A 19,347-nucleotide genomic window follows, 5' to 3' on the forward strand; every position below is an offset into this window, starting at 1 on the left:
CACTCGCCTGTAGGACCGTCGAACATCTTCATGGCTGCCACCCGCCGCTCCGCCGCCCCGTCCGTCGCCGTATCCACATCGGCGCCCACCGAGCCCGACGCCGGGGTGCGACGCACCCTCTTGCCCGGAGGTCTGCGCGTCGTCACCGAGCACGTGCCCGGCGTGCGTTCGGCCGCCGTGGGTGTCTGGGTGGGCGTCGGCTCCCGCGACGAGCAGCCCTCCGTCGCCGGTGCGGCCCACTTCCTCGAACACCTGCTGTTCAAGGCCACCCCCACCCGGACGGCGCTCGACATCGCCGAACTCGTCGACGGCGTCGGCGGTGAACTCAACGCGTTCACCTCGAAGGAGCACACCTGCTTCTATGCCCACGTGCTCGACGACGACCTGTCCCTGGCCGTCGACCTCGTCGCCGACGTCGTGCTGCGCGGCCGATGCCGCAGCGCCGACGTCGACCTGGAACGGCAGGTCGTCCTCGAGGAGATCGCGATGCGCGACGACGATCCCGAGGATCTGCTCGGGGACGCCTTCCTCACCGCGCTGTACGGCGACCACCCGATCGGCCGGCCCATCATCGGCTCGGTCGAATCGATCGAGGCGATGACCCGTACCCAGTTGCACTCGTTCCACGTGCGGCGGTACACGCCGGACCGCATGGTCGTCGCCGTCGCCGGCAACGTCGACCACGACCACACCGTCGAACTGGTCCGTCGGGCCTTCGCCGGGCACCTCGACCCCGCCGCGACCGCCGCCCCCCGGCGGGAGGGCAGTCTCCGCCTGCGCACGGCGCCGACGCTGAGCATCACCGACCGCGACGGTGAGCAGGCGCACCTGGCGGTCGGTGTGCGGTCCTTCGGCCGTCACGACCCCCGGCGCTGGGCGCTGTCGGTGCTCAACGCCGCCGTCGGCGGCGGCTTGAGCTCACGGCTGTTCCAGGAGATCCGGGAGCAGCGCGGCCTCGCCTACTCGGTGTACTCCGGTGTGGACACCTTCGCCGACACCGGTGCGTTCTCCGTCTACGCCGGGTGCCAGCCCGAGAACCTCGGCGAGGTCGCCGGCCTCGTCCGTGAGGTGCTCACCGACGTCGCCGACAACGGCGTCACCGAGGCCGAGTGCGCCCGTGCCAAGGGCTCGCTGCGCGGTGCGCTGGTCCTCGGTCTCGAGGACACCGGGGCCCGGATGAATCGGATCGGCCGCAGCGAACTGAGCTACGGCACCCACTGGAGCGTCACCGAGACACTCGAGCGGATCTCGTCGGTGAGCGCGACGGAGGTCCGCGAGGTCGCCGCCGAACTGCTGCACCGGCCGTTCGCTGCGGCCGTCGCCGGGCCGTACCGGCGGCCCCGGGACCTGCCCGCCTCGGTGCGCGCCCTCGTCGCGTGACCGCGGCCTGACCACGGGCAGGGACGTCCGGTTGCGTAGGCTGCTGCGGGACGGATCGGACGAGGAAGCGTGGAGAGTCAAGTGAACGCAGCAGCAATCCGGGTCGGTGTGCTCGGCGCCAAGGGCAAGGTCGGACAGGCGATCTGCGCGGCCGTCGAGGCGGCCACCGACCTCGAGCTCGTCGCCGCGGTCGACCGGGACGACAGCCTCGAGGACTTCGTCACCTCCCGCGCACAGGTGGTGGTGGACTTCACCCATCCCGACGTGGTCATGGGCAATCTGCAGTTCCTCGTCGAGCACGGCATCCACGCGGTCGTCGGCACCACCGGATTCGACGAGGCACGACTGGGCAGGGTCCGCGACTGGCTGGCCGCGACACCTGAGGTCGGCGTCCTGATCGCGCCGAACTTCGCGATCGGTGCCGTGCTGTCGATGCGCTTCGCGCAGGCCGCCGCGCGGTTCTTCGACTCCGTCGAGGTCATCGAGTTGCACCACCCCAACAAGGCGGACGCGCCCTCCGGCACGGCCTACCGCACCGCCGCGCTCATCGCCGAAGCCCGCGCCGCGGCCGGCGTGGGCCGCAGCCCGGACGCCACGACCACCGAACTCGACGGTGCCCGCGGCGCCGACGTGGCGGGGGTGCGGGTGCACTCGGTGCGCCTGGCCGGCCTCGTCGCCCACCAGGAGGTGCTGCTCGGCACCCAGGGCGAGACCCTGACCATCCGCCACGACTCGATCGACCGCTCCTCCTTCGCGCCCGGCGTGCTGCTCGGCGTGCGTGAGATCGGCGGCCGGCCCGGCCTCACCGTCGGCATCGACCCGCTCCTCGACCTGTGACGCGCGACCTGGTCAAGGTCCTGGCGCCGATCGTCTTCATCGTCCTCGCGCTGGGGTTCTACTTCGTGCTCCTCGGCGGGCGTGGGCTCGAACTGGTGCGCTCGGGCGAGGCTGCGGCCGTCGGGCTCGGCATCGGCGTGCTGCTGCTGCCGTTGGTGGGCGTGTGGATCGTCTACGCCACCCTGCGGGCCGGTCTCCAGCATCAGCACCTGGCCCGCCGGATCCACGAGGAGGGCCTCGAACTCGACGTGAGCGATCTGCCGCGCCGACCCTCGGGGCGGCTCGACCGCGCCGCCGCCGACGCCCTGTTCGAGCAGGTCAAGAAGGAGTGGGAAGCCGACCCGGACAACTGGCGCAACTCGTACCGGTTGGCCCGCGCGTACGACTACGCCGGCGACCGCGGCCGGGCCCGGGAGACCATGCGCCGGGCGGTCGCCCTCGAGAAGCTCGAACGCACCCAGTCCTCCGACTGATCACGCGTCCGTGCGGATCACCCCGGTACCGTCCGGACCCGGCTCGGTCCGCTCTCTGCGACGGCGAGGGCGGGGGCACGGAGACCGGCCGGCGGGCGACGTACCCTGCAGGGTGTGACCGAGGCTCCCGCCGACGGCGAGCGCACGCTGCTCGTCGTCCACCACACCCCGTCCCCGTCGACCCGCGAATTGCTCGAGGCGGTGCTCGCCGGGGCGCGCGATCCCGACATCGTCGGCGTGCGGGTGCGGACGGTGCCCGCGCTCGGCGCGACGGTGCCGGATGTGCTCGCCGCCGACGGCTACGTGTTCGGCACCACCGCGAACTTCGGGTACATGTCGGGGGCGCTGAAGCACTTCTTCGACACCGTCTACTACCCGTGCCTCGACGCGATCGCAGGCCGGCCGTACGGGTTGTGGGTCCACGGCAACAACGACACCGCGGGTGCGGTCGCCTCGGTGCGCAAGCTCGTCACGGGCCTCGCCCTGGCGCAGGTCACGCAGGACCTCGAAGTCACCGGTCCGATCGACGCGCAGGTCCGGGAGCGCTGCTACGAGCTCGGAGCGACCGTCGCGGTGTCCGTGTCACAGGAGGTCTGACCGCTCGGACACCGCGCGGCGCCTCAGAGCAGCTTCTCGACGAACTTCGTCAATCCCTTCTCGGCGGTCTCCATCGCCATCTTCTGGGCCTTCTTCACCATGAAGCCGGGCAGCGGAATCTTGGGGTCGATCGTGAGGGTGAAGTCGACCCGGGTGCCGCTCTCGGTGGCCGTCAGCGTGTACGTGCCGTCCTGCTGATGCTGCTGATGGCTCTCGATCAGGGTCCAGGACATCGACTCGTCGCCGTTCCAGTAGTAGTCCACGACCTGCTCGTCGTGGATTCCGATGATGGACACGGTCATGCGGACGCGGTGGGGGCGGCCGTCCGGGTGGGTGGTCTCGACGACGACGGTCTTGTGGGGCCCCGACCACTCCGGCAGCCGGTCGACCGCGGCGATTCCCGCCATCACGCGACCCGGGTCGGCCTTGATCTCGAAACTGCTGGAACTGCTGACGGCCATGCGCTCACTTCCTCGGCTTTCGGGTGACGTGCGTCGGCAATGTACCGCACCGCCTCCTGCTCACCCGTCCTCACGCTCGGACGGTTCGGACGTTCCGGACGGACCCCGTCCGGCCTCCTCGTCAGGACGCCTCGTGGCGCGCTCGTCGGCGCGGCGCTGATATCGCATCTGTTCCCGCAGCGCCCCCTGGACGGCCTGCGACACCCACGAGTTCAGCGACACGCCGTTCTGGGCCGCCGCCTCCTCGGCGCGTGCCTTGATCTGTTCGACGAGGCGCAGGGTCACCCGGCTGATGTCTCCGGTGACGTCCTCGAAAGTCCGGTCGGCGCCGGGGGTTTCGGAGGGCGCGTCCCCGCGCACCTCGAGCACCGCGTCGCTGCCGTCGAGGCGGACGGTGACCACCCGGTCGCCGAGTTCGCTCGAGATCTCCGCCGCCATGTCCGACAGCGCCCGCAGCAGCGCCAGGCGGGCGGGTGCGGCGACCGCTGTGGCGAGGGCCGCCGCGGTCCGGCGGGTCTGTTCGTCGCCGAGTTCGGCGGAGGCGGCGAGGGAGTCGGTGATCGTGTCCAGGTACGGATCGAGGTTCATGACATCATTCTGACGTCACAAGTGATGTCAATCAAGGCGTCGACCCGCACCTCACATCCGATGACACCCTCGACAGCGCCGTGCCCGACAGCGCCGTGCCCGACAGCGCCGTGCCCGACAGCGCTACGGTCGACGGGTTCGACGGGATCGACAATCTGGAGGAGAACCGATGGCGCCCGAGCCAGTCACACTCGAGGTCAGGCTGGTGGCCAAGACCGAGTTCGTCCCGCCCGCCGACGTGCCCTGGGAAACCGACGCCGACGGGGGAGAGGCACTCGCCGAGTTCGCCGGCCGGGCGTGCTACCAGAGCTGGTCCAAGCCGAACCCCCGCACGGCGACCAATGCCGGGTACCTACGCCACCTGCTCACGGTCGGGCACCTGTCCGTGCTCGAGCACGGTTCGGTGAGCTTCTACATCACCGGCATCTCCCGGTCCTGCACCCACGAACTCATCCGGCACCGGCACTTCTCCTATTCCCAGCTGTCCCAGCGGTTCGTCCGCGGCAGCGACGCTCCGGTCGTGGTCCCGCCGGCCGTGGCGGGGGACCCGCGGCTCGAGGAACTGTTCCTCGCCGCCGCCGAGTCCAGCCGGGCCGCGTACATCGAACTGCTCGACGCGCTCGACGAGAAGCTCTCCCATCTGCCCGAGGGGCCGATCCGTGCGAAGCAGGCCCGTGAGGCCGCGCGATCGGTGCTGCCCAACGCCACCGAGACCCGCGTCGTCGTCACCGGCAACTACCGGTCCTGGCGGCACTTCGTGGCCATGCGCGCGACCGAGCACGCCGACGTCGAGATTCGCCGCCTCGCCGTCGAGTGCCTGCGTCAGCTGCAGGACGTCGCGCCGAACATCTTCGGCGACTTCACCATCACCCGTCTGCCCGACGGTTCCGAGGTCGCCGCCGGTGCCTTTGCGACCGACACCTGACCGGCAGGTGTGTGTGGAACAGCCCGGGTCACGCGGTAGCCTTCTGACCATGACCAACGGTGATTCCGCTTCTGCTGTCGAGCTTCCGTTCGGCACCATCGCCACAGCGATGGTGACCCCGTTCACCGCCGACGGCAAGCTCGACGTGGACGCGGGTGTGCGTCTTGCCGCCTATCTGGTCGACGGCGGCTGCGATGCGCTGGTTCTCGCGGGCACCACCGGCGAATCGCCGACCACCACCGAGAACGAGAAGCTCGAACTGATGCGCGCCGTGCTCGCCGCGGTGGGGGACCGCGCGAAGATCATCGCCGGCGCCGGCAGCAACGACACCGCCCACAGCGTCGAACTCGCCCGCGACGCCGCGCGAGCCGGCGCCCACGGGCTGCTCGTCGTCACCCCGTACTACTCCCGGCCGCCGCAGGCAGGGCTCTACGCCCACTTCACGGCCGTCGCGAACGCCACCGACCTGCCCGTCATGCTCTACGACATCCCGCCGCGCTCGGTCGTGCCGATCGAAACGGAGACGCTGCGCCGGCTCGCCGAGCATCCCCGCATCGTGGCGGTCAAGGACGCCAAGGGCGATCTCAACGCCGGCGCCGAACTCATCGGCACCACCGACCTGAAGTTCTACTCCGGAGACGACCCGCTCAACCTCCCGTGGCTGTCCGTCGGTGCCGTCGGATTCGTCAGTGTCATCGGACATCTCGTGCCCGGCCGCCTGCGGGAGCTGTACGACGCCTTCCAGGCCGGTGATCTCGTCCGCGCCCGCGCGATCAACCTGAGCCTCATGCCGATCCTGCGTGCCGTCTCCCGCCTCGGGGGGGTGAGCGCGTCGAAGGCGGGCCTGCGGTTGATGGGTCTCGACGTCGGCGAGCCTCGCCTGCCCCAGGTGGCGCCGACCTCCCTGCAGATCGACGCACTGGCTGCAGACCTGCACGCCGCAGGGGTGCTCGCGTGAGCCGCCCGTCGCGCGGCCGGGGCCGCGCCACCCGCAACGCCGGACCGCCCAGCACCCGGCCGGTGCGCCGGACCGTGCAGAACTCGGCCGACACCCAGCGGCCCGATCCGCGCAAGGTCGCGGACATGTCCGTGCGGCTGGGGACCCCGCCGAAGGCACCGCCCAAGGGGCTGCGCGTCGTCGCGCTCGGCGGCATCGGCGAGATCGGCCGCAACATGACGGTCTTCGAGCACCAGGGCAAGCTCCTCGTCATCGACTGCGGCGTGCTCTTCCCCGAGGACCAGCAGCCGGGCGTCGACCTCATCCTGCCGGACTTCCGGCACATCGAGGACCGCATGGACGACGTCGAAGCCGTCGTCCTGACCCACGGGCACGAGGACCACATCGGGGCAGTGCCGTTCCTGTTGCGGCTGCGTCCCGACATCCCGGTCGTGGGTTCGAAGTTCACCCTCGCTCTCGTCGCCGCGAAATGCCGCGAGCACCGGCTGCGCCCCAACCTCGTCGAGGTCGTCGAGGGCGACAAGACCACGCACGGGCCGTTCGAGTGCGAGTACTTCGCCGTCAACCACTCGATCCCGGACGCGCTCGCCGTCGCCGTCCGTACCGAGGCCGGCCTCGTGCTGCACACCGGCGACATCAAACTCGACCAGTTGCCGCTCGACGGCCGCCTCACCGACCTCGCCGGATTCTCCCGGCTCGGCGACGAGGGAGTCGACCTGTTCCTCGTCGACTCCACCAACGCCGAGGTCCCCGGCTTCGTGATGCCGGAACGCGAAATCGGCGGCGTGCTGGACAATGTCATCGGTAAGGCCACCCAGCGTGTGATCGTCGCGTCCTTCGCCAGCCACGTGCATCGCATCCAGCAGGTGGTCGACGTCGCCGAGCGGTACAACCGCCGCATCGCCTTCGTGGGGCGGTCGATGGTGCGCAACATGCAGATCGCGCAGGATCTCGGCTACCTGCGGGTGCCGGACGGGCTCGTCGTCGACCTCGACACCGCGGCGACGCTGCCCGACAACCGGCTCGTGCTGATCTCCACCGGCTCCCAGGGTGAACCGCTGTCCGCACTCTCCCGGATGGCGCGGGGCGAGCACCGCCAGATCAACATCCGGGCCGACGACCTCGTCGTCCTGGCGTCCTCGCTGATCCCGGGCAACGAGAACTCGGTGTTCGCGGTCGTCAACGGCCTCGCCAAGCGGGGCGCCACCGTCGTCACCCAGCAGAATGCGAAGGTGCACGTCTCCGGCCACGCCTCTGCGGGCGAGCTGCTGTACCTGTACAACGCGGTGCGCCCGACGAACGCGATGCCGGTGCACGGGGAATGGCGGCACCTGCGGGCCAACGCGAAGCTCGCCGAAGCGACCGGGGTGCCGCGCGAGCGGATCGTGCTCGCCGAGGACGGCGTGGTCGTCGACCTCGTCGACGGGCTCGCGGAGATCGTCGGGCAGGTGCCCGTCGGCCACGTCTACGTCGACGGCCTGTCCGTCGGCGACGTCGGCGAATCCACCCTGTCGGACCGGCTGATCCTCGGCGAGGGCGGCTTCATCTCCATCTCCGTCGCCGTGGACGAGAGCGGTCGCGCCGTGAGCACGCCCGGGGTGTCCGGGCGCGGCTTCTCCGACGACCCGGGAGCGCTGTCCGAGGCCGCGCAGCTCGTGGACAAGGTTCTCAACGAGCTCGCTGCCGAGGGCATCGACGACGCCCATCGCATCGCCCAGGCGATCCGCCGCGTCGTCGGGCGCTGGGTGTCCGACACCTACCGGCGCCGGCCGATGATCGTGCCGACGGTGATCACCGTTCCGGGCCCGGCGTAGCCGTACTCCGCGGCGCCGGACGGTCCGGCCCGTCCGGCGCTACAGTGGGCCGGGTGAGCCTCGCCCGTGACGAACGACACGCACTCGTCCGCACCATGACGCAGACCGGCCCCGACGCCCCCACTCTGTGCGGGGACTGGACCACCCGGGACCTGGCCGCCCATCTCGTGGTCCGCGAACGCCGGATCGACACGATGCCGGGCATCGTCCTGCCGCCCCTGGCCGGGCACACCGAGCGGGTGCGCGCCGGGGCGGCGGACCGGCCGTGGGAGCAGCTGCTCGCCGACATCGAGTCCGGACCGCCCGTATGGTCGCCGTTGTACCTCGTCGACGGACTCGCCAATGCCGCGGAGATGTTCGTCCACCACGAGGACGTGCGCCGCGCCGCGCCCGGGTGGGAGCCGCGGCCGCTCGACGCGTCTACCCAGGACCGCCTGTGGCAGATGGCCCGGCAGATCGGCCGGCGCGGTTACCGCGGCACCGACGTCACGGTCGTGTTCGAGCGCCCCGACGGCACCCGCGCGACGGTCCGGCGGCGCGGTCCGCGGACCGTGATCCTGCGGGGCGAGCCCGCCGAGTTGTTGCTGCACGCCTTCGGCCGTGACGAGGTGCGCGTCGAGACCACCGGGCCGGCCGCCGACGTCGCCGAGGTCGCCGCGTCCGGTCGCGGCGTCTGATCCGCCCCGGCACCCGTGTGACCACCGCGTGCGGCTGATGCCGGTGTTGCGGATGGTTCGGTTGTGGACATTGCGACTAACCTGACGGGTATGGCAGGAAAGTCGGGTGCCCGCGGATCGTCGTCGACGACCTCACGGTCGAGGTCGGGTGCGCGCGGCTCGTCCGGGGCCACGGGTGCATCGCGTGCGAAGGGCAGCACCCGCAAGCCCGCCACGACCACCCGCCGGCAGCCCGCCGCACGACGCCCGGCCCGCAGCACCGCCACCCCTCGGCGCAAGGCGCCCGCCCGTTCGGCACGGCCGGGCGTCCTGCACACGCTCGGCCGCGGGATCGGGACCGGCTGGACGATGATCGCCCGCGGGGTGGGTGCCACCACCCGCACGGTGGGCAGGGTGACGGAGGTCGAGCACGGCCACCGCCGCGACGGCATCGCCCTCGGGCTCATCGCCGCGAGCGTCGTCGTCGCCGGCAGCGTCTGGTTCGCCGTCGGCGGCCCGCTCGGCGGCTGGATCGAGGCCGCGGTCCGTGCGGTCGTCGGCGGCGCGAGCGCGGTGCTGCCGCTGACCGGTCTCGTGATCGCGGTCGTCCTCATGCGTACCGAGCCACGGCCGGAGATCCGGCCCCGGCTCGTCCTGGGGTCGATGCTCGTCGCCCTTCCTGCGCTCGGCCTGTGGCACATCGCCTCGGGCATGCCCAGTGACGGTGCGGGCCGGGCGGGTGGCGCCGGCTTCCTCGGATACCTGGTGGGCGGGCCCCTCACCGACGGCCTGACGGTGTGGTTGTCGGTTCCGTTGCTGCTGATGGCAGCCGGGTTCGGCATCCTGCTGCTCACCGGCACGACGATCCGGGAACTGCCCGGCATGTTCCGCGAGTACTTCGGCCTGCACTACCGAGCCGACGACGAGTACGGCGCATACGACCCGGACCACGCCGACGACTACGACGCCGATCGGGACCCGACTCTGTTCGACGCCGACGGCTATCCGGTCGAGCGGCGGACCAGGGGCCGGCGGCGTACTCCCGTCGAGAACTACCCCACGGACGAATTCGACGGCGACGCCCGCACCGAGGTGCTGCCGGTGTGGGATCCGGAGCCGGCGCCCGCCGCGCCCCCGGCGCCGGAACCCGTACCCGAACCGGCACCCGAGCCGCCCCGCGCCCGCGCCCGGTCCAAAGCGGCCCCCGCGCCGGCCCCGCCGGTCGAGGAGTCCTCCGACGACGGCAAGCTCGAGCCGCTCGTTCCCGACCGGGTGGTGGAGGGCGACTACGCTCTGCCGTCGCTCGGGCTGCTGCTCGAGGGCGATCCGCCCAAGAAGCACAGTTCGGCGAACGACCAGATGATCGAGGCCATCACCGAGGTGCTCGAACAGTTCAAGATCGACGCCGCGGTCACGGGCTTCACCCGCGGCCCCACGGTCACCAGGTACGAGGTGGAACTCGGGCCGGGCGTGAAGGTCGAGAAGATCACCGCGCTCGCCCGCAACATCGCCTATGCCGTGGCCACCGACAACGTGCGCCTGCTCGCGCCGATCCCCGGCAAGTCCGCGGTGGGCATCGAGGTCCCGAACTCGGACCGCGAACTGGTGCGTCTCGCCGACGTGCTCGCCGCTCCGTCGACGCGCAAGGATCACCATCCGCTGGTGATCGGGCTCGGCAAGGACATCGAAGGCGACTTCGTCTGTGCGAACCTGGCCAAGATGCCGCATCTGCTCGTCGCCGGCTCCACCGGCTCCGGCAAGTCGAGTTTCGTCAACTCGATGCTGGTGTCGCTGCTCGTGCGTGCCACCCCGGACGAGGTCCGGATGATCCTCATCGACCCGAAGATGGTCGAGCTCACGCCGTACGAGGGCATCCCGCACCTGATCACGCCCATCATCACCCAGCCGAAGAAGGCGGCCGCCGCCCTCGCGTGGCTGGTGGAGGAGATGGAGCAGCGCTACCAGGACATGCAGGCCAACCGCGTCCGGCACATCGACGACTTCAACACCAAGGTCCGGTCCGGCGAGATCACCGCCCCGCTCGGCAGCGAGCGGGTCTACCGGCCGTACCCGTACATCCTCGCGATCGTCGACGAGCTCGCCGACCTGATGATGACGGCCCCCCGCGACGTCGAGGACGCCATCGTGCGGATCACGCAGAAGGCCCGCGCCGCCGGCATCCATCTGGTGCTCGCCACGCAGCGGCCCTCCGTCGACGTGGTGACCGGCCTGATCAAGACGAACGTGCCGTCGCGGCTCGCGTTCGCGACCTCGTCGCTGACGGACTCCCGCGTCATCCTCGACCAGCCCGGTGCCGAGAAGCTCATCGGCATGGGCGACGGCCTGTTCCTGCCGATGGGGGCCGGCAAGCCGATCCGGATGCAGGGCGCGTTCATCACCGACGAGGAGATCGCGGCCGTCGTCGACTTCGCCAAGAACCAGAAGGAACCGGAGTACACCGAGGGTGTCACCACGGCGAAGCCCGGCGAGAAGAAGGATGTCGACCCCGACATCGGTGACGACCTCGACGTGTTCCTGCAGGCGGTCGAGCTGGTGGTGTCGAGCCAGTTCGGGTCGACGTCGATGCTGCAGCGCAAGCTGCGGGTCGGGTTCGCGAAGGCGGGGCGCCTGATGGATCTGATGGAGACCCGCGGGGTCGTCGGCCCCAGCGAAGGCTCCAAGGCGCGGGAGGTCCTGGTCAAACCGGACGAACTCGACGGCCTGCTGCTCTCCATCCGGGGCGGCGGGGACGCGGACGCGCCGGCACCGGCGGAGTAGGAGCAGCACGGTTCGATGCCGCTTCCCCTGTGTGGTTGAATGGACGAAGTGGAGGGGAGTATCCCCTAACTCGCGGCAGTTCCGTCAACACGTGCGACACCGATGTCGTCCCGGGGCTGTCGACCTCGAACCTGCTCCCCGGAGCCGTGAATCGAGGTGGGAGAGACCTCCGGTGGTTCGCTGTGCCTACCGGAGGAATGCCTGCAGATGCATGTCACCCCGCTCGTCTGGATCGTCACCATCCTGGTGATCCTGGGACTGTTCGTCTTCGACTTCTACGCTCACGTCCGCAAACCGCACGCGCCCACGCTGCGCGAGTCCGGCTTCTGGTCGGCGGTGTTCATCGGCCTCGCCGTGGTGTTCGGCGTCGTGGTGTTCGCGATCTGGGGACCGACGTACGGCGGCGAGTACTTCGCCGGGTACGTCACCGAGAAGGCTCTCAGTGTCGACAACCTGTTCGTCTTCGTGATCATCATGTCGACCTTCGCGGTGCCACGCGAGTACCAGCAGAAGGTACTCACTATCGGCATCGTCCTGGCACTCGTGATGCGCGGGGCGTTCATCGCCGTCGGGGCGGCGGCGATCAACGCCTACAGCTGGGTGTTCTACCTCTTCGGCGCATTCCTCATCTACACCGCGATCAAGCTGATCCGCGAGCACGGTGAGGAGGTCGAGCACGAGAAGGAGCGGGAGAACCGGATCGTCTCCCTGGTCCGCAAGGTGTACCCGACCACCGACGAGTACCACGGCGACAAGCTGTTCACCCGGATCGACGGCAAGCGCTTCGCCACCCCGATGCTGCTCGCTCTGGCCGCCATCGGCTTCACCGACATCCTGTTCGCGCTCGACTCGATCCCCGCGATCTACGGACTCACCAGCGAGCCGTACCTGGTGTTCACCGCGAATGCATTCGCGCTGATGGGCCTGCGACAGCTGTTCTTCCTCATCGGCGGCCTGCTCGAACGGTTGGTCTACCTGTCCTACGGCCTGTCCGTGATCCTCGGGTTCATCGGTATCAAACTGGTGCTCCACGCGCTGCACGAGAACACGCTGTCGTTCGTCAACGGCGGTGAACACGTCGCGGTGCCGGAGATCTCGACGTGGTTGTCGCTGGGCGTGATCGTCGGTGTGCTCGTGGTGACGACCGTGGCGAGCCTGCTCAAGACGCGCAGCGAGAAGGCCGACCTCACCTGACCTTCCCGCCGGTGATGGGCGTCAGTCGTTGAAGACGCCCATCACCGGGAGCCACTCCGTGATCCGGACCGCGTCGACGAGGCCGTGACGAGCGAAGGGATCCTGCGCCATGACCTCGCGCACCGCCGGCTCGTCCGCAGCCTCGACGACGATCAGCGCGCCCGATCCGTCGGCCCACGGACCGGTCGCCCGCACCGTCCCGGCGTCGACGAGTTCGCCGAGCCAGCCCCGGTGGGCGGGCCGGTGCTCGTCGCGGCCGTCGGTGGTGGCTTCGGAGTAGGTGTACTCGACAGCGAACAGCGGCATGGATCCTCGCATTCGTGGTGGTGGGGCGGACGCGGCTCAGAGCGAGAGCAGCATCCGGGTGTTTCCGAGGGTGTTCGGTTTGACGTAGCTCAGGTCCAGGAACTCGGCCACACCGGTGTCGTAGGAACGGCACATCTCCGCGTACACCTCGGCGGTCACGGGAGTGCCGTCGATCTCCGTGAATCCGTGCCGGCCGAAGAACTCGACCTCGAAGGTGAGCACGAACAGCCGCTCCAACTCGAGTTCGCGGGCGACTTCGATCAGGTGGGCGACGACGAGGTGGCCGACTCCACGGCCCTTGACCCGCGGATCCACCGCGACGGTGCGGATCTCGCCCAGGTCGGACCACAGCACGTGCAAGGCCCCGCAGCCGACGACGGTGCCCGCTGTCTCGGCCACCCAGAACTCCTGCACGGACTCGTACAGGGTGACGAGATTCTTCTCCAGGAGGATCTTGCCCGCATAGATGTCGACCAGTCGCTTGATCTCCGGAATGTCACCGGTTCGCGCACGTCGCACGACAATGCGGTCGTGGGTCTCCGGGTCCGTCGTCCGCGAATTCATAGTGGTGAACAGTAGCCGGTCGCTCTACCGATATTGTGTCCGTGTGCCGGTCGGATCCCCATGCTCACGTGTCGCCCCGGCGGACCCGGGTCCGCGTCGTCCCGCGGCGCCGTCCGCGGCGGGGAGGCCGGCGTGAGCGCGCCGCATCCCGAGGTGGCCGGGACCGGCGGGGCCGCGGCGGCCCCCGGGCCCCATGCGCCCGCGGCCGCGGAGCCGGTGCCGCTGTGGAACATCGCCAACATCCTCACCATGCTGCGGATCGCTCTGGTGCCGGTGTTCCTGCTGGCGTTGTTCGCCGGCGACGGCCACGATGCCGCGTGGCGCCTCACCGCCACGGCCGTGTTCGCCGTCGCGGCGATCACCGACCGGATCGACGGGCAGCTCGCGCGCAAGCACGGACTCGTGACCGATTTCGGCAAGCTTGCCGATCCGATCGCCGACAAGGCGCTCATCGGCGCCGCCCTCGTGGGCCTGTCGCTGCTCGGTGACCTGTCGTGGTGGGTGACCGGCATCATCGCGGCCCGCGAACTCGGCGTCACCGCACTGCGCTTCTTCGTGTTGCGGCATGCGGTGATCCCCGCGAGCCGCGGCGGCAAGGCCAAGACCCTGTTCCAGTCCCTCGCGATCGTGCTGTACCTGCTGCCGCTGCCGGCGGCGGCCGCGCCGTTCGCTGTCGCGCTGATGGGGCTGGCGGTGATCCTCACGGTGGGTACCGGCATCGACTACGTGGTCCAGGCGGTGCGGCTGCGCGCCGGAGTGCACCGCGTCGAGCACCAGCACGAGGAGTGAGGCGGTGCCCGACCCCCTCGTTCCCGGCACCGCGGCCGCGGAACTGGTCGCGGCCCTGGCCGCACAGCGGCAGACGGTGGCCACGGCGGAATCCCTCACGGCCGGGCTGATTGCCGCGACGATCGCCGGGGTACCCGGTGCGAGCGTGGTGCTGCGCGGCGGACTGATCGTCTACGCCACCGACCTCAAGTCCACCCTGGCCGGGGTGGACGCGGGCCGGCTCGCGGTGGACGGGCCGGTCTCCGAGTCCACGGCCGCGGCGTTGGCCGAGGGCGCCGCGGAGCGCTGCGCAGCGACGTGGGGCGTGGGCGTCACCGGCGTGGCCGGGCCGGACCCGCAGGACGGGCATCCGCCGGGCACGCTGTACATCGGGATCGCCGGACCGGGAGGCACTGTGGTCACCCGGCCGTCGGTGTCCGGTGACCGGTGGGACATCCGGACCGGTGCCACCCGCGCCGCCGTGTCGGGCCTACTCACCCGCGTGCACGCCGCCGCGGGGATGTAGTGTCTTGACACCGCGGTACCGGTGGTGACCGGACCCGTGCGGAGCCGCGCCCGGCAGGGGTTTTCGTGCCCGGGCGGGGAGCCGGGAACCCGGCGACGTGCGTCGTGCGTTGACGGGATGAGCGACGACGGACGAAGGAGGATGGGATGGCGCTGTTGTTGCGTGAGGCAATCGGTGACAGCCTTCGGCGCACCCGCGTTTCGCAGAGCCGCACCCTGCGTGAGGTCTCCAGCAGCGCCCGGGTCAGCCTCGGCTACCTCTCCGAAATCGAACGCGGACGCAAGGAGGCGTCGAGCGAACTGCTCGCCGCGATCTGCGACGCCCTCGACGTGCCCTTGTCCGACGTGCTCTTCGACGTCAGCGAGTCGCTCGCCGATGCGGTTCCGGCCCGCGGCCGGACCCCGGTGGGTGCGGCGGGTCTCGGGGCCGAGCCGGCGCCTCGCGACGCGGAGGCCCTCGCCGCCGAGCACGCGGCACTCGTCGCGCAGGACACGCGGGTGGTGATCCCGCCGCCGGCAGCACGTGCGCTGGCTGCCGCATAACATGGAGGTCGGACCGCGCCGGCCTGGCCGGACGCGGCCGAAAGCGACACACTCCGGGTCACCACCGGGGGGTGGCTCGGGACACACGACGGCCGGGTCTGCGGGGATCCCAGGGCCGTCCGGAAACGGTGCGCGAGGGCCGTGCATCGGGTCGCGTTCGCCGCGGCGTACCAGATGGAGGCAGGATCACACCCATGGCTAATCCGTTCGTCAAGGGTTGGAAGTACCTGATGGCACTGTTCAACTCCAAGATCGATGAGAAGGCCGATCCGAAGGTCCAGATTCAGCAGGCGATCGAGGATGCGCAGCGTCAGCACCAGGCGCTGTCCCAGCAGGCCGCGTCCGTCATCGGCAACCAGCGTCAGCTGGAGATGAAGCTCAACCGTCAGCTGGACGAGGTCGAGAAGCTGAACGCGAGCGCGCGACAGGCCGTGCTCATGGCCGACCAGGCCAACGCCGCCGGAGACACCGAGAAGGCCATCCAGTACACGAACGCCGCGGAGGCCTTCGCGGCCCAGCTCGTCACCGCCGAGCAGTCCGTCGAAGACCTGAAGGTCCTGCACGACCAGTCTCTGCAGGCCGCGGCCCAGGCGAAGAAGGCCGTCGAGCAGAACGCGATGGCGCTGCAGCAGAAGGTGGCCGAGCGCACCAAGCTGCTCAGCCAGCTCGAGCAGGCCAAGATGCAGGAGCGCGTGAGCGAGTCCCTGCGCTCGATGGACTCGACGCTCGCCGCGCCGGGCACCACACCGAGCCTCGACGCGGTCCGCGAGAAGATCGAGCGCCGCTACGCCACCGCGCTCGGGTCGGCCGAACTCGCCCAGAACTCGGTGCACGGCCGGATGCTCGAGGTCCAGCAGGCCACCGTTCAGATGGCCGGCCACAGCCGTCTCGAGCAGATCCGGGCCTCCATGAAGGGCGAGGCGCTGCCCGGAGCCGCGGCGCCCGCGACCCCTGCGGTCAACCCGACCAAGGAACCGCCCTCGGCGGCGGGCAGCGCCGGCTCTCAGTAGCTCCGGCGACGAGGACCGACGGCAGAAACGCGACATCGTCATGAACATTCCCGCACGCGGCCGGACCGGCCAGTTCCCCGGTCCGGCCGCGGCCGCGCTCCGGGACATGACCGGCAACGTGGTCGAGGCGGCACGCCGCTGGAACGACCCCGCAGCCCGGTTGCGCCGCAAGAAGCGTCGCGCCCGCCGCCGGGCCCGCATCTTCGGCACCGCCTCCGGAATGGGTGGCGTCGGCACGGCGACCCTGGTGGCAGCGTCGGCTCCCGACTGGACCATCGTCGCCACCGGCGGCACGACCGCCGCGCTCGTCGTGCCCGCCGCACTCGCATTCCGTACCTTCCGGCGTCTCGACGCCGTGGCGCTGCCGCCGCCGGCGCCCGCCCGCCGGGCGCTGCCGCCGTCGGGTTCCGTGGCGCGGGCCCCGATGGCCCGGCTCGCCAGCGACGAACAGAGTCTTGCCCAGCTGCTGTCGGTGCTGGCCCGCTCCCGCGCCGTCGCCGCCGACGACCTCGAGGAGATCGCGTCGGCCGCCCGGGATGCCTCCGCCGCCCTCGAAGCGGTCGCGGTCGACGTGGTCGCGCTCGAAGCCGCGGCTCGTGACAGTGCCGCCGCGCAAGCCCACCTCGGACCGGCCGTCGCGGCCGCCGGGAAGCGGCTCGACACGGGCGTCGACCAGTTCGAGGAACTCGTCGCCGCCGCCGCGCGGCTCGCGGCGGCCCCGGACGGAACCCGCTCGATGGAACTGCTCGACCGTCAACGCGCGGAGCTGATCTCGGCCTCGGATCGACTCGAGGGCTGGGCCCAGTCGTGGCGGGAGATCCAGCAGATCGAGGGCCGCTACCGGTACTGACGCCGCATCGGCGACTCAGTCGTCCAGCCCGCGGGCGACGAGGGCCTCGCCCATCGCCTCGGCAGTCAGCAACGCCCCGACCACGACGGGCACCGCCAAAGCCCGCAGCGAGAAGCCGAGACCGCGCGCCTTGCGTGCCTCGGTGACCTGCGCGACGATCGCGCCGAGCATCGGGACGGCCCGCACGGTCATCACCAGTACCAGGCCCACCCGTTCCGCGTCGACGCCGACCCGGCGGAGCGGACGAAGTCCCGTCACGATCGCGTCGAGCATGTCGCTCACCCGGGTCGTCAGCGTGACGAGCGCGGCCAGGGCCACCGCGACCAGCAGCTGGCCGCACACCACCACCGCCCGCTCCCAGCCGGCGAGCAGCACCTGGAACGCCGCGATCACCACGAGCATCCACAGCAGCGGCCGGAGCTGGCGCAGTGCGGGACGGGGCGGGATCCGGGCCATCAGGTAGAGCCCGAGCACGAGCGCCGCGGCAACCGGCACCTGCCACGGCTGCCGCATCCATACCGTGAGCGCCACGATGAGTGCGGCGGTGACGAGCAGCTTCGGCCCCGCCGGTGCCCGGTGCATCGGTGACGACGCACGGTGGTACAGCCCCAGGGTGCTCACGAGACCAGCCTGCGGTAGAAGTCGATCGCCGGGCCCGGCGCATCGTCGGCGACGACGCGGCCGCCGTCGACGACGAGCACCCGATCGAAGCCCGCCAGCAGGTCCAGATGGTGGGTGACCACGACCAGTTGCTGCTCGAGGGCGGCGAAGGTCCGGGCGATCAGCCGGGCGTTGCGCAGGTCCAGCAGTGTCGTCGGCTCGTCCGCCACCAGTACGCGCGGCTCGGTGACCATGATCGCCGCGAGGGCGAGGAGCTGCTTCTGCCCCCCGGAGAGCAGGTGACTCGGGTGGTCGTGGTGCCCGGCCAGCCCGAAGTCGGCGAGCACCCGCCGTACCCGTTCCGCGCGCTCGTCCTTGCCGAGTCCGCTGCGGCGCAGGGAGAACGCGACGTCCTCCGCGACGGTGGGCATCACGATCTGATGATCGGGATCGGTGAAGACGAATCCCACGCGCCGGCGCACCTCGCGGGCCTTGCGGGCGGTGTCGAGGCCGTCCACCGTCACCGTGCCGGAGGTCGGGACCACCAGTCCGTTGATCATGCGGGCCAGAGTGGACTTGCCGCTGCCGTTGGCACCGACGATCCCGACGCGGCGCTCGGTGAGGGTCACGTCGATGCCGTCGAGGACGGTGCGCTCCCCGTAGGCGTGCCCCACCTGCCGGAAGCGGATCTCGCTCATGCGGTCGTGCCCGGCGCGACGTCTACTGCGCGGGATCGACGGCCGGGCGCGCCGGTGCGCTCGGGCTCGACAGGGCGGGGTAGGCGCGGTGCACCTGCGCGGCGACGACCGCCGCCACGACGGCCTTGAGCAGGTCACCGGGCAGGAAGGTGGCGTTCGCGCTCAGGGCCGCCCACAGCGTGAGATCGGTGCGCGCGAGCATGCCGGCGATCCCGAACACGTAGAGCACGACGATGCCGCCGAGCACGTTGACGGCGATGCCCGGCAGCACCCGGTAGCGGGGCAGCATGCGCGCCGAGAGCCAGCCGATCACCGCGACGGCGGGCAGCCAGCCGAGCAGGAAGCCGACCGTGGGACCGGCCAGCGCGGTGAGGGTGGTGCGTCCCCCCGCGAGCACCGGCAGCGCCAGGCCCAGCACGATCACCGTCGCCACCGACAGCACGCCCTTGCGGACGCCGAGCAGAGCGCCGGCAAGCATGACGCCCAGTGTCTGCAGCGTGATCGGCACGCCCGACGAGCCCACGGTGATCTGTCCGGGCAGGCCCAGGGCGATGATCAGGGCGGCGAACACGGCGATCTGCGCCAGGTCGCGGGCGGGCGTGCTGCGGGTCGAGGACACGATTCTCAGCCTTCTGACGAGGGGACCGAACCTGTCGAGGGTATGCCGCCGCGGCGTGCTCCTTGTCACCACCCCGCTCCGGGCCGGGCCCCCAACGGTGCCGCCCCGGCCTCGGGGTAACCACCCATCTTTCCCTGATCTCTGCGTTGACCTGGTGTTTTTCGATGCGGGGAGTGTCAGGATCGACCTCGAACGGCAACGAG

At 70.8% G+C, this 19,347-nt stretch carries 22 protein-coding genes; 15 read left to right on the top strand and 7 right to left on the bottom strand.

Annotated features, from left to right (window positions below; all coding sequences use genetic code 11):
• Positions 1-30: 30 nt before the first annotated feature.
• The 4 genes from ACM26Y_RS10770 (at position 31) to ACM26Y_RS10785 (ending at position 3,287) form a co-directional block, all read left to right on the top strand.
• Positions 31-1,380, top strand: a complete 1,350-nt coding sequence (locus tag ACM26Y_RS10770) for a M16 family metallopeptidase (RefSeq protein WP_003935667.1) — start codon at positions 31-33, stop codon at positions 1,378-1,380.
• Positions 1,381-1,461: 81 nt separating this feature from the next.
• On the top strand, positions 1,462-2,217 hold the full coding sequence (dapB, locus tag ACM26Y_RS10775; RefSeq protein WP_289377898.1) for a 4-hydroxy-tetrahydrodipicolinate reductase: 756 nt from the start codon (positions 1,462-1,464) through the stop codon (positions 2,215-2,217).
• On the top strand, positions 2,214-2,690 hold the full coding sequence (locus ACM26Y_RS10780; RefSeq protein ID WP_416063415.1) for a hypothetical protein: 477 nt from the start codon (positions 2,214-2,216) through the stop codon (positions 2,688-2,690). Before dapB ends, ACM26Y_RS10780 begins: the two co-directional genes overlap by 4 nt.
• A 114-nt stretch (positions 2,691-2,804) precedes the next feature.
• A complete protein-coding gene (locus ACM26Y_RS10785) occupies positions 2,805-3,287 on the top strand; it encodes a flavodoxin family protein (RefSeq protein WP_003935665.1) in 483 nt (160 codons plus the stop codon).
• Between the two features lie 23 nt (positions 3,288-3,310).
• Here the strand turns inward: ACM26Y_RS10785 and ACM26Y_RS10790 are convergent, their stop codons facing one another.
• Both ACM26Y_RS10790 and ACM26Y_RS10795 read right to left on the bottom strand, forming a co-directional pair.
• The gene (locus tag ACM26Y_RS10790) at positions 3,311-3,748 is read right to left on the bottom strand and encodes an SRPBCC family protein (protein ID WP_416063416.1); all 438 of its coding nucleotides are present in this window, start codon (positions 3,746-3,748) and stop codon (positions 3,311-3,313) included.
• Positions 3,749-3,808: 60 nt separating this feature from the next.
• Positions 3,809-4,336, bottom strand: coding sequence for a toxin-antitoxin system HicB family antitoxin (locus ACM26Y_RS10795; RefSeq protein ID WP_416063417.1), 528 nt, complete (start codon positions 4,334-4,336; stop codon positions 3,809-3,811).
• 169 nt (positions 4,337-4,505) lie between these two features.
• On the opposite strand from ACM26Y_RS10795, the gene thyX reads away from it, so the two are divergent.
• The 6 genes from thyX to ACM26Y_RS10825 all read left to right on the top strand — a co-directional run bounded on the left by thyX (position 4,506) and on the right by ACM26Y_RS10825 (position 12,661).
• The gene (thyX, locus tag ACM26Y_RS10800) at positions 4,506-5,261 is read left to right on the top strand and encodes an FAD-dependent thymidylate synthase (protein ID WP_003935662.1); all 756 of its coding nucleotides are present in this window, start codon (positions 4,506-4,508) and stop codon (positions 5,259-5,261) included.
• A gap of 49 nt (positions 5,262-5,310) precedes the next feature.
• Complete coding sequence (gene dapA, locus ACM26Y_RS10805; RefSeq protein WP_010592676.1) at positions 5,311-6,219, top strand: 4-hydroxy-tetrahydrodipicolinate synthase; 909 nt, start codon at positions 5,311-5,313, stop codon at positions 6,217-6,219.
• A gap of 125 nt (positions 6,220-6,344) precedes the next feature.
• On the top strand, positions 6,345-8,033 hold the full coding sequence (locus tag ACM26Y_RS10810) for a ribonuclease J (protein ID WP_003935660.1): 1,689 nt from the start codon (positions 6,345-6,347) through the stop codon (positions 8,031-8,033).
• A gap of 53 nt (positions 8,034-8,086) precedes the next feature.
• Positions 8,087-8,710 (top strand): TIGR03085 family metal-binding protein, encoded by a 624-nt coding sequence (locus ACM26Y_RS10815; protein WP_040781745.1) that lies wholly within the window; start codon positions 8,087-8,089, stop codon positions 8,708-8,710.
• A gap of 90 nt (positions 8,711-8,800) precedes the next feature.
• Positions 8,801-11,467: a DNA translocase FtsK gene (locus ACM26Y_RS10820; RefSeq protein ID WP_416063418.1), complete on the top strand. Its 2,667-nt coding sequence runs from the start codon at positions 8,801-8,803 to the stop codon at positions 11,465-11,467.
• A 207-nt stretch (positions 11,468-11,674) separates the two neighbouring features.
• The gene (locus tag ACM26Y_RS10825) at positions 11,675-12,661 is read left to right on the top strand and encodes a TerC family protein (protein WP_003935657.1); all 987 of its coding nucleotides are present in this window, start codon (positions 11,675-11,677) and stop codon (positions 12,659-12,661) included.
• A 21-nt stretch (positions 12,662-12,682) separates the two neighbouring features.
• Here the strand turns inward: ACM26Y_RS10825 and ACM26Y_RS10830 are convergent, their stop codons facing one another.
• Together ACM26Y_RS10830 and ACM26Y_RS10835 are read right to left on the bottom strand one after the other, a co-directional pair.
• Positions 12,683-12,967, bottom strand: a complete 285-nt coding sequence (locus ACM26Y_RS10830) for a YciI family protein (RefSeq protein WP_003935656.1) — start codon at positions 12,965-12,967, stop codon at positions 12,683-12,685.
• A 36-nt stretch (positions 12,968-13,003) separates the two neighbouring features.
• On the bottom strand, positions 13,004-13,531 hold the full coding sequence (locus ACM26Y_RS10835) for an amino-acid N-acetyltransferase (protein ID WP_003935655.1): 528 nt from the start codon (positions 13,529-13,531) through the stop codon (positions 13,004-13,006).
• 132 nt (positions 13,532-13,663) lie between these two features.
• Between ACM26Y_RS10835 and pgsA the strand changes: the two genes are divergently transcribed.
• From pgsA to pspM, 5 genes are all read left to right on the top strand, one after another.
• A complete protein-coding gene (gene pgsA, locus ACM26Y_RS10840) occupies positions 13,664-14,320 on the top strand; it encodes a CDP-diacylglycerol--glycerol-3-phosphate 3-phosphatidyltransferase (protein WP_371383060.1) in 657 nt (218 codons plus the stop codon).
• Positions 14,321-14,324: 4 nt separating this feature from the next.
• Positions 14,325-14,825, top strand: coding sequence for a CinA family protein (locus ACM26Y_RS10845; protein ID WP_371383059.1), 501 nt, complete (start codon positions 14,325-14,327; stop codon positions 14,823-14,825).
• Between the two features lie 146 nt (positions 14,826-14,971).
• Positions 14,972-15,367 carry a helix-turn-helix domain-containing protein gene (locus ACM26Y_RS10850; RefSeq protein ID WP_003935652.1) on the top strand — a complete coding sequence of 132 codons (396 nt, stop codon included), beginning with the start codon at positions 14,972-14,974 and terminating at the stop codon, positions 15,365-15,367.
• Between the two features lie 194 nt (positions 15,368-15,561).
• The gene (locus ACM26Y_RS10855; RefSeq protein ID WP_003935651.1) at positions 15,562-16,377 is read left to right on the top strand and encodes a PspA/IM30 family protein; all 816 of its coding nucleotides are present in this window, start codon (positions 15,562-15,564) and stop codon (positions 16,375-16,377) included.
• 40 nt (positions 16,378-16,417) lie between these two features.
• A complete protein-coding gene (gene pspM, locus ACM26Y_RS10860; protein WP_416063419.1) occupies positions 16,418-17,227 on the top strand; it encodes a phage shock envelope stress response protein PspM in 810 nt (269 codons plus the stop codon).
• Positions 17,228-17,242: 15 nt separating this feature from the next.
• On the opposite strand, the gene ACM26Y_RS10865 is transcribed toward pspM, so the two are convergent.
• Genes ACM26Y_RS10865 through ACM26Y_RS10875 form a run of 3 tightly spaced genes read right to left on the bottom strand, consistent with a single transcriptional unit; the run spans position 17,243 to position 19,144 of the window.
• The gene (locus ACM26Y_RS10865) at positions 17,243-17,848 is read right to left on the bottom strand and encodes an energy-coupling factor transporter transmembrane component T family protein (RefSeq protein WP_289377909.1); all 606 of its coding nucleotides are present in this window, start codon (positions 17,846-17,848) and stop codon (positions 17,243-17,245) included.
• Positions 17,845-18,525 carry an energy-coupling factor ABC transporter ATP-binding protein gene (locus ACM26Y_RS10870; protein ID WP_289377910.1) on the bottom strand — a complete coding sequence of 227 codons (681 nt, stop codon included), beginning with the start codon at positions 18,523-18,525 and terminating at the stop codon, positions 17,845-17,847. The genes ACM26Y_RS10865 and ACM26Y_RS10870 overlap by 4 nt, the downstream gene beginning before the upstream one ends.
• Positions 18,526-18,547: 22 nt before the next feature.
• Complete coding sequence (locus tag ACM26Y_RS10875; protein ID WP_371383056.1) at positions 18,548-19,144, bottom strand: biotin transporter BioY; 597 nt, start codon at positions 19,142-19,144, stop codon at positions 18,548-18,550.
• Positions 19,145-19,347 lie beyond the last annotated feature (203 nt).

Source organism: Rhodococcus indonesiensis, assembly GCF_047782815.1.
In the GTDB taxonomy this organism is placed as follows: domain Bacteria; phylum Actinomycetota; class Actinomycetes; order Mycobacteriales; family Mycobacteriaceae; genus Rhodococcus; species Rhodococcus indonesiensis.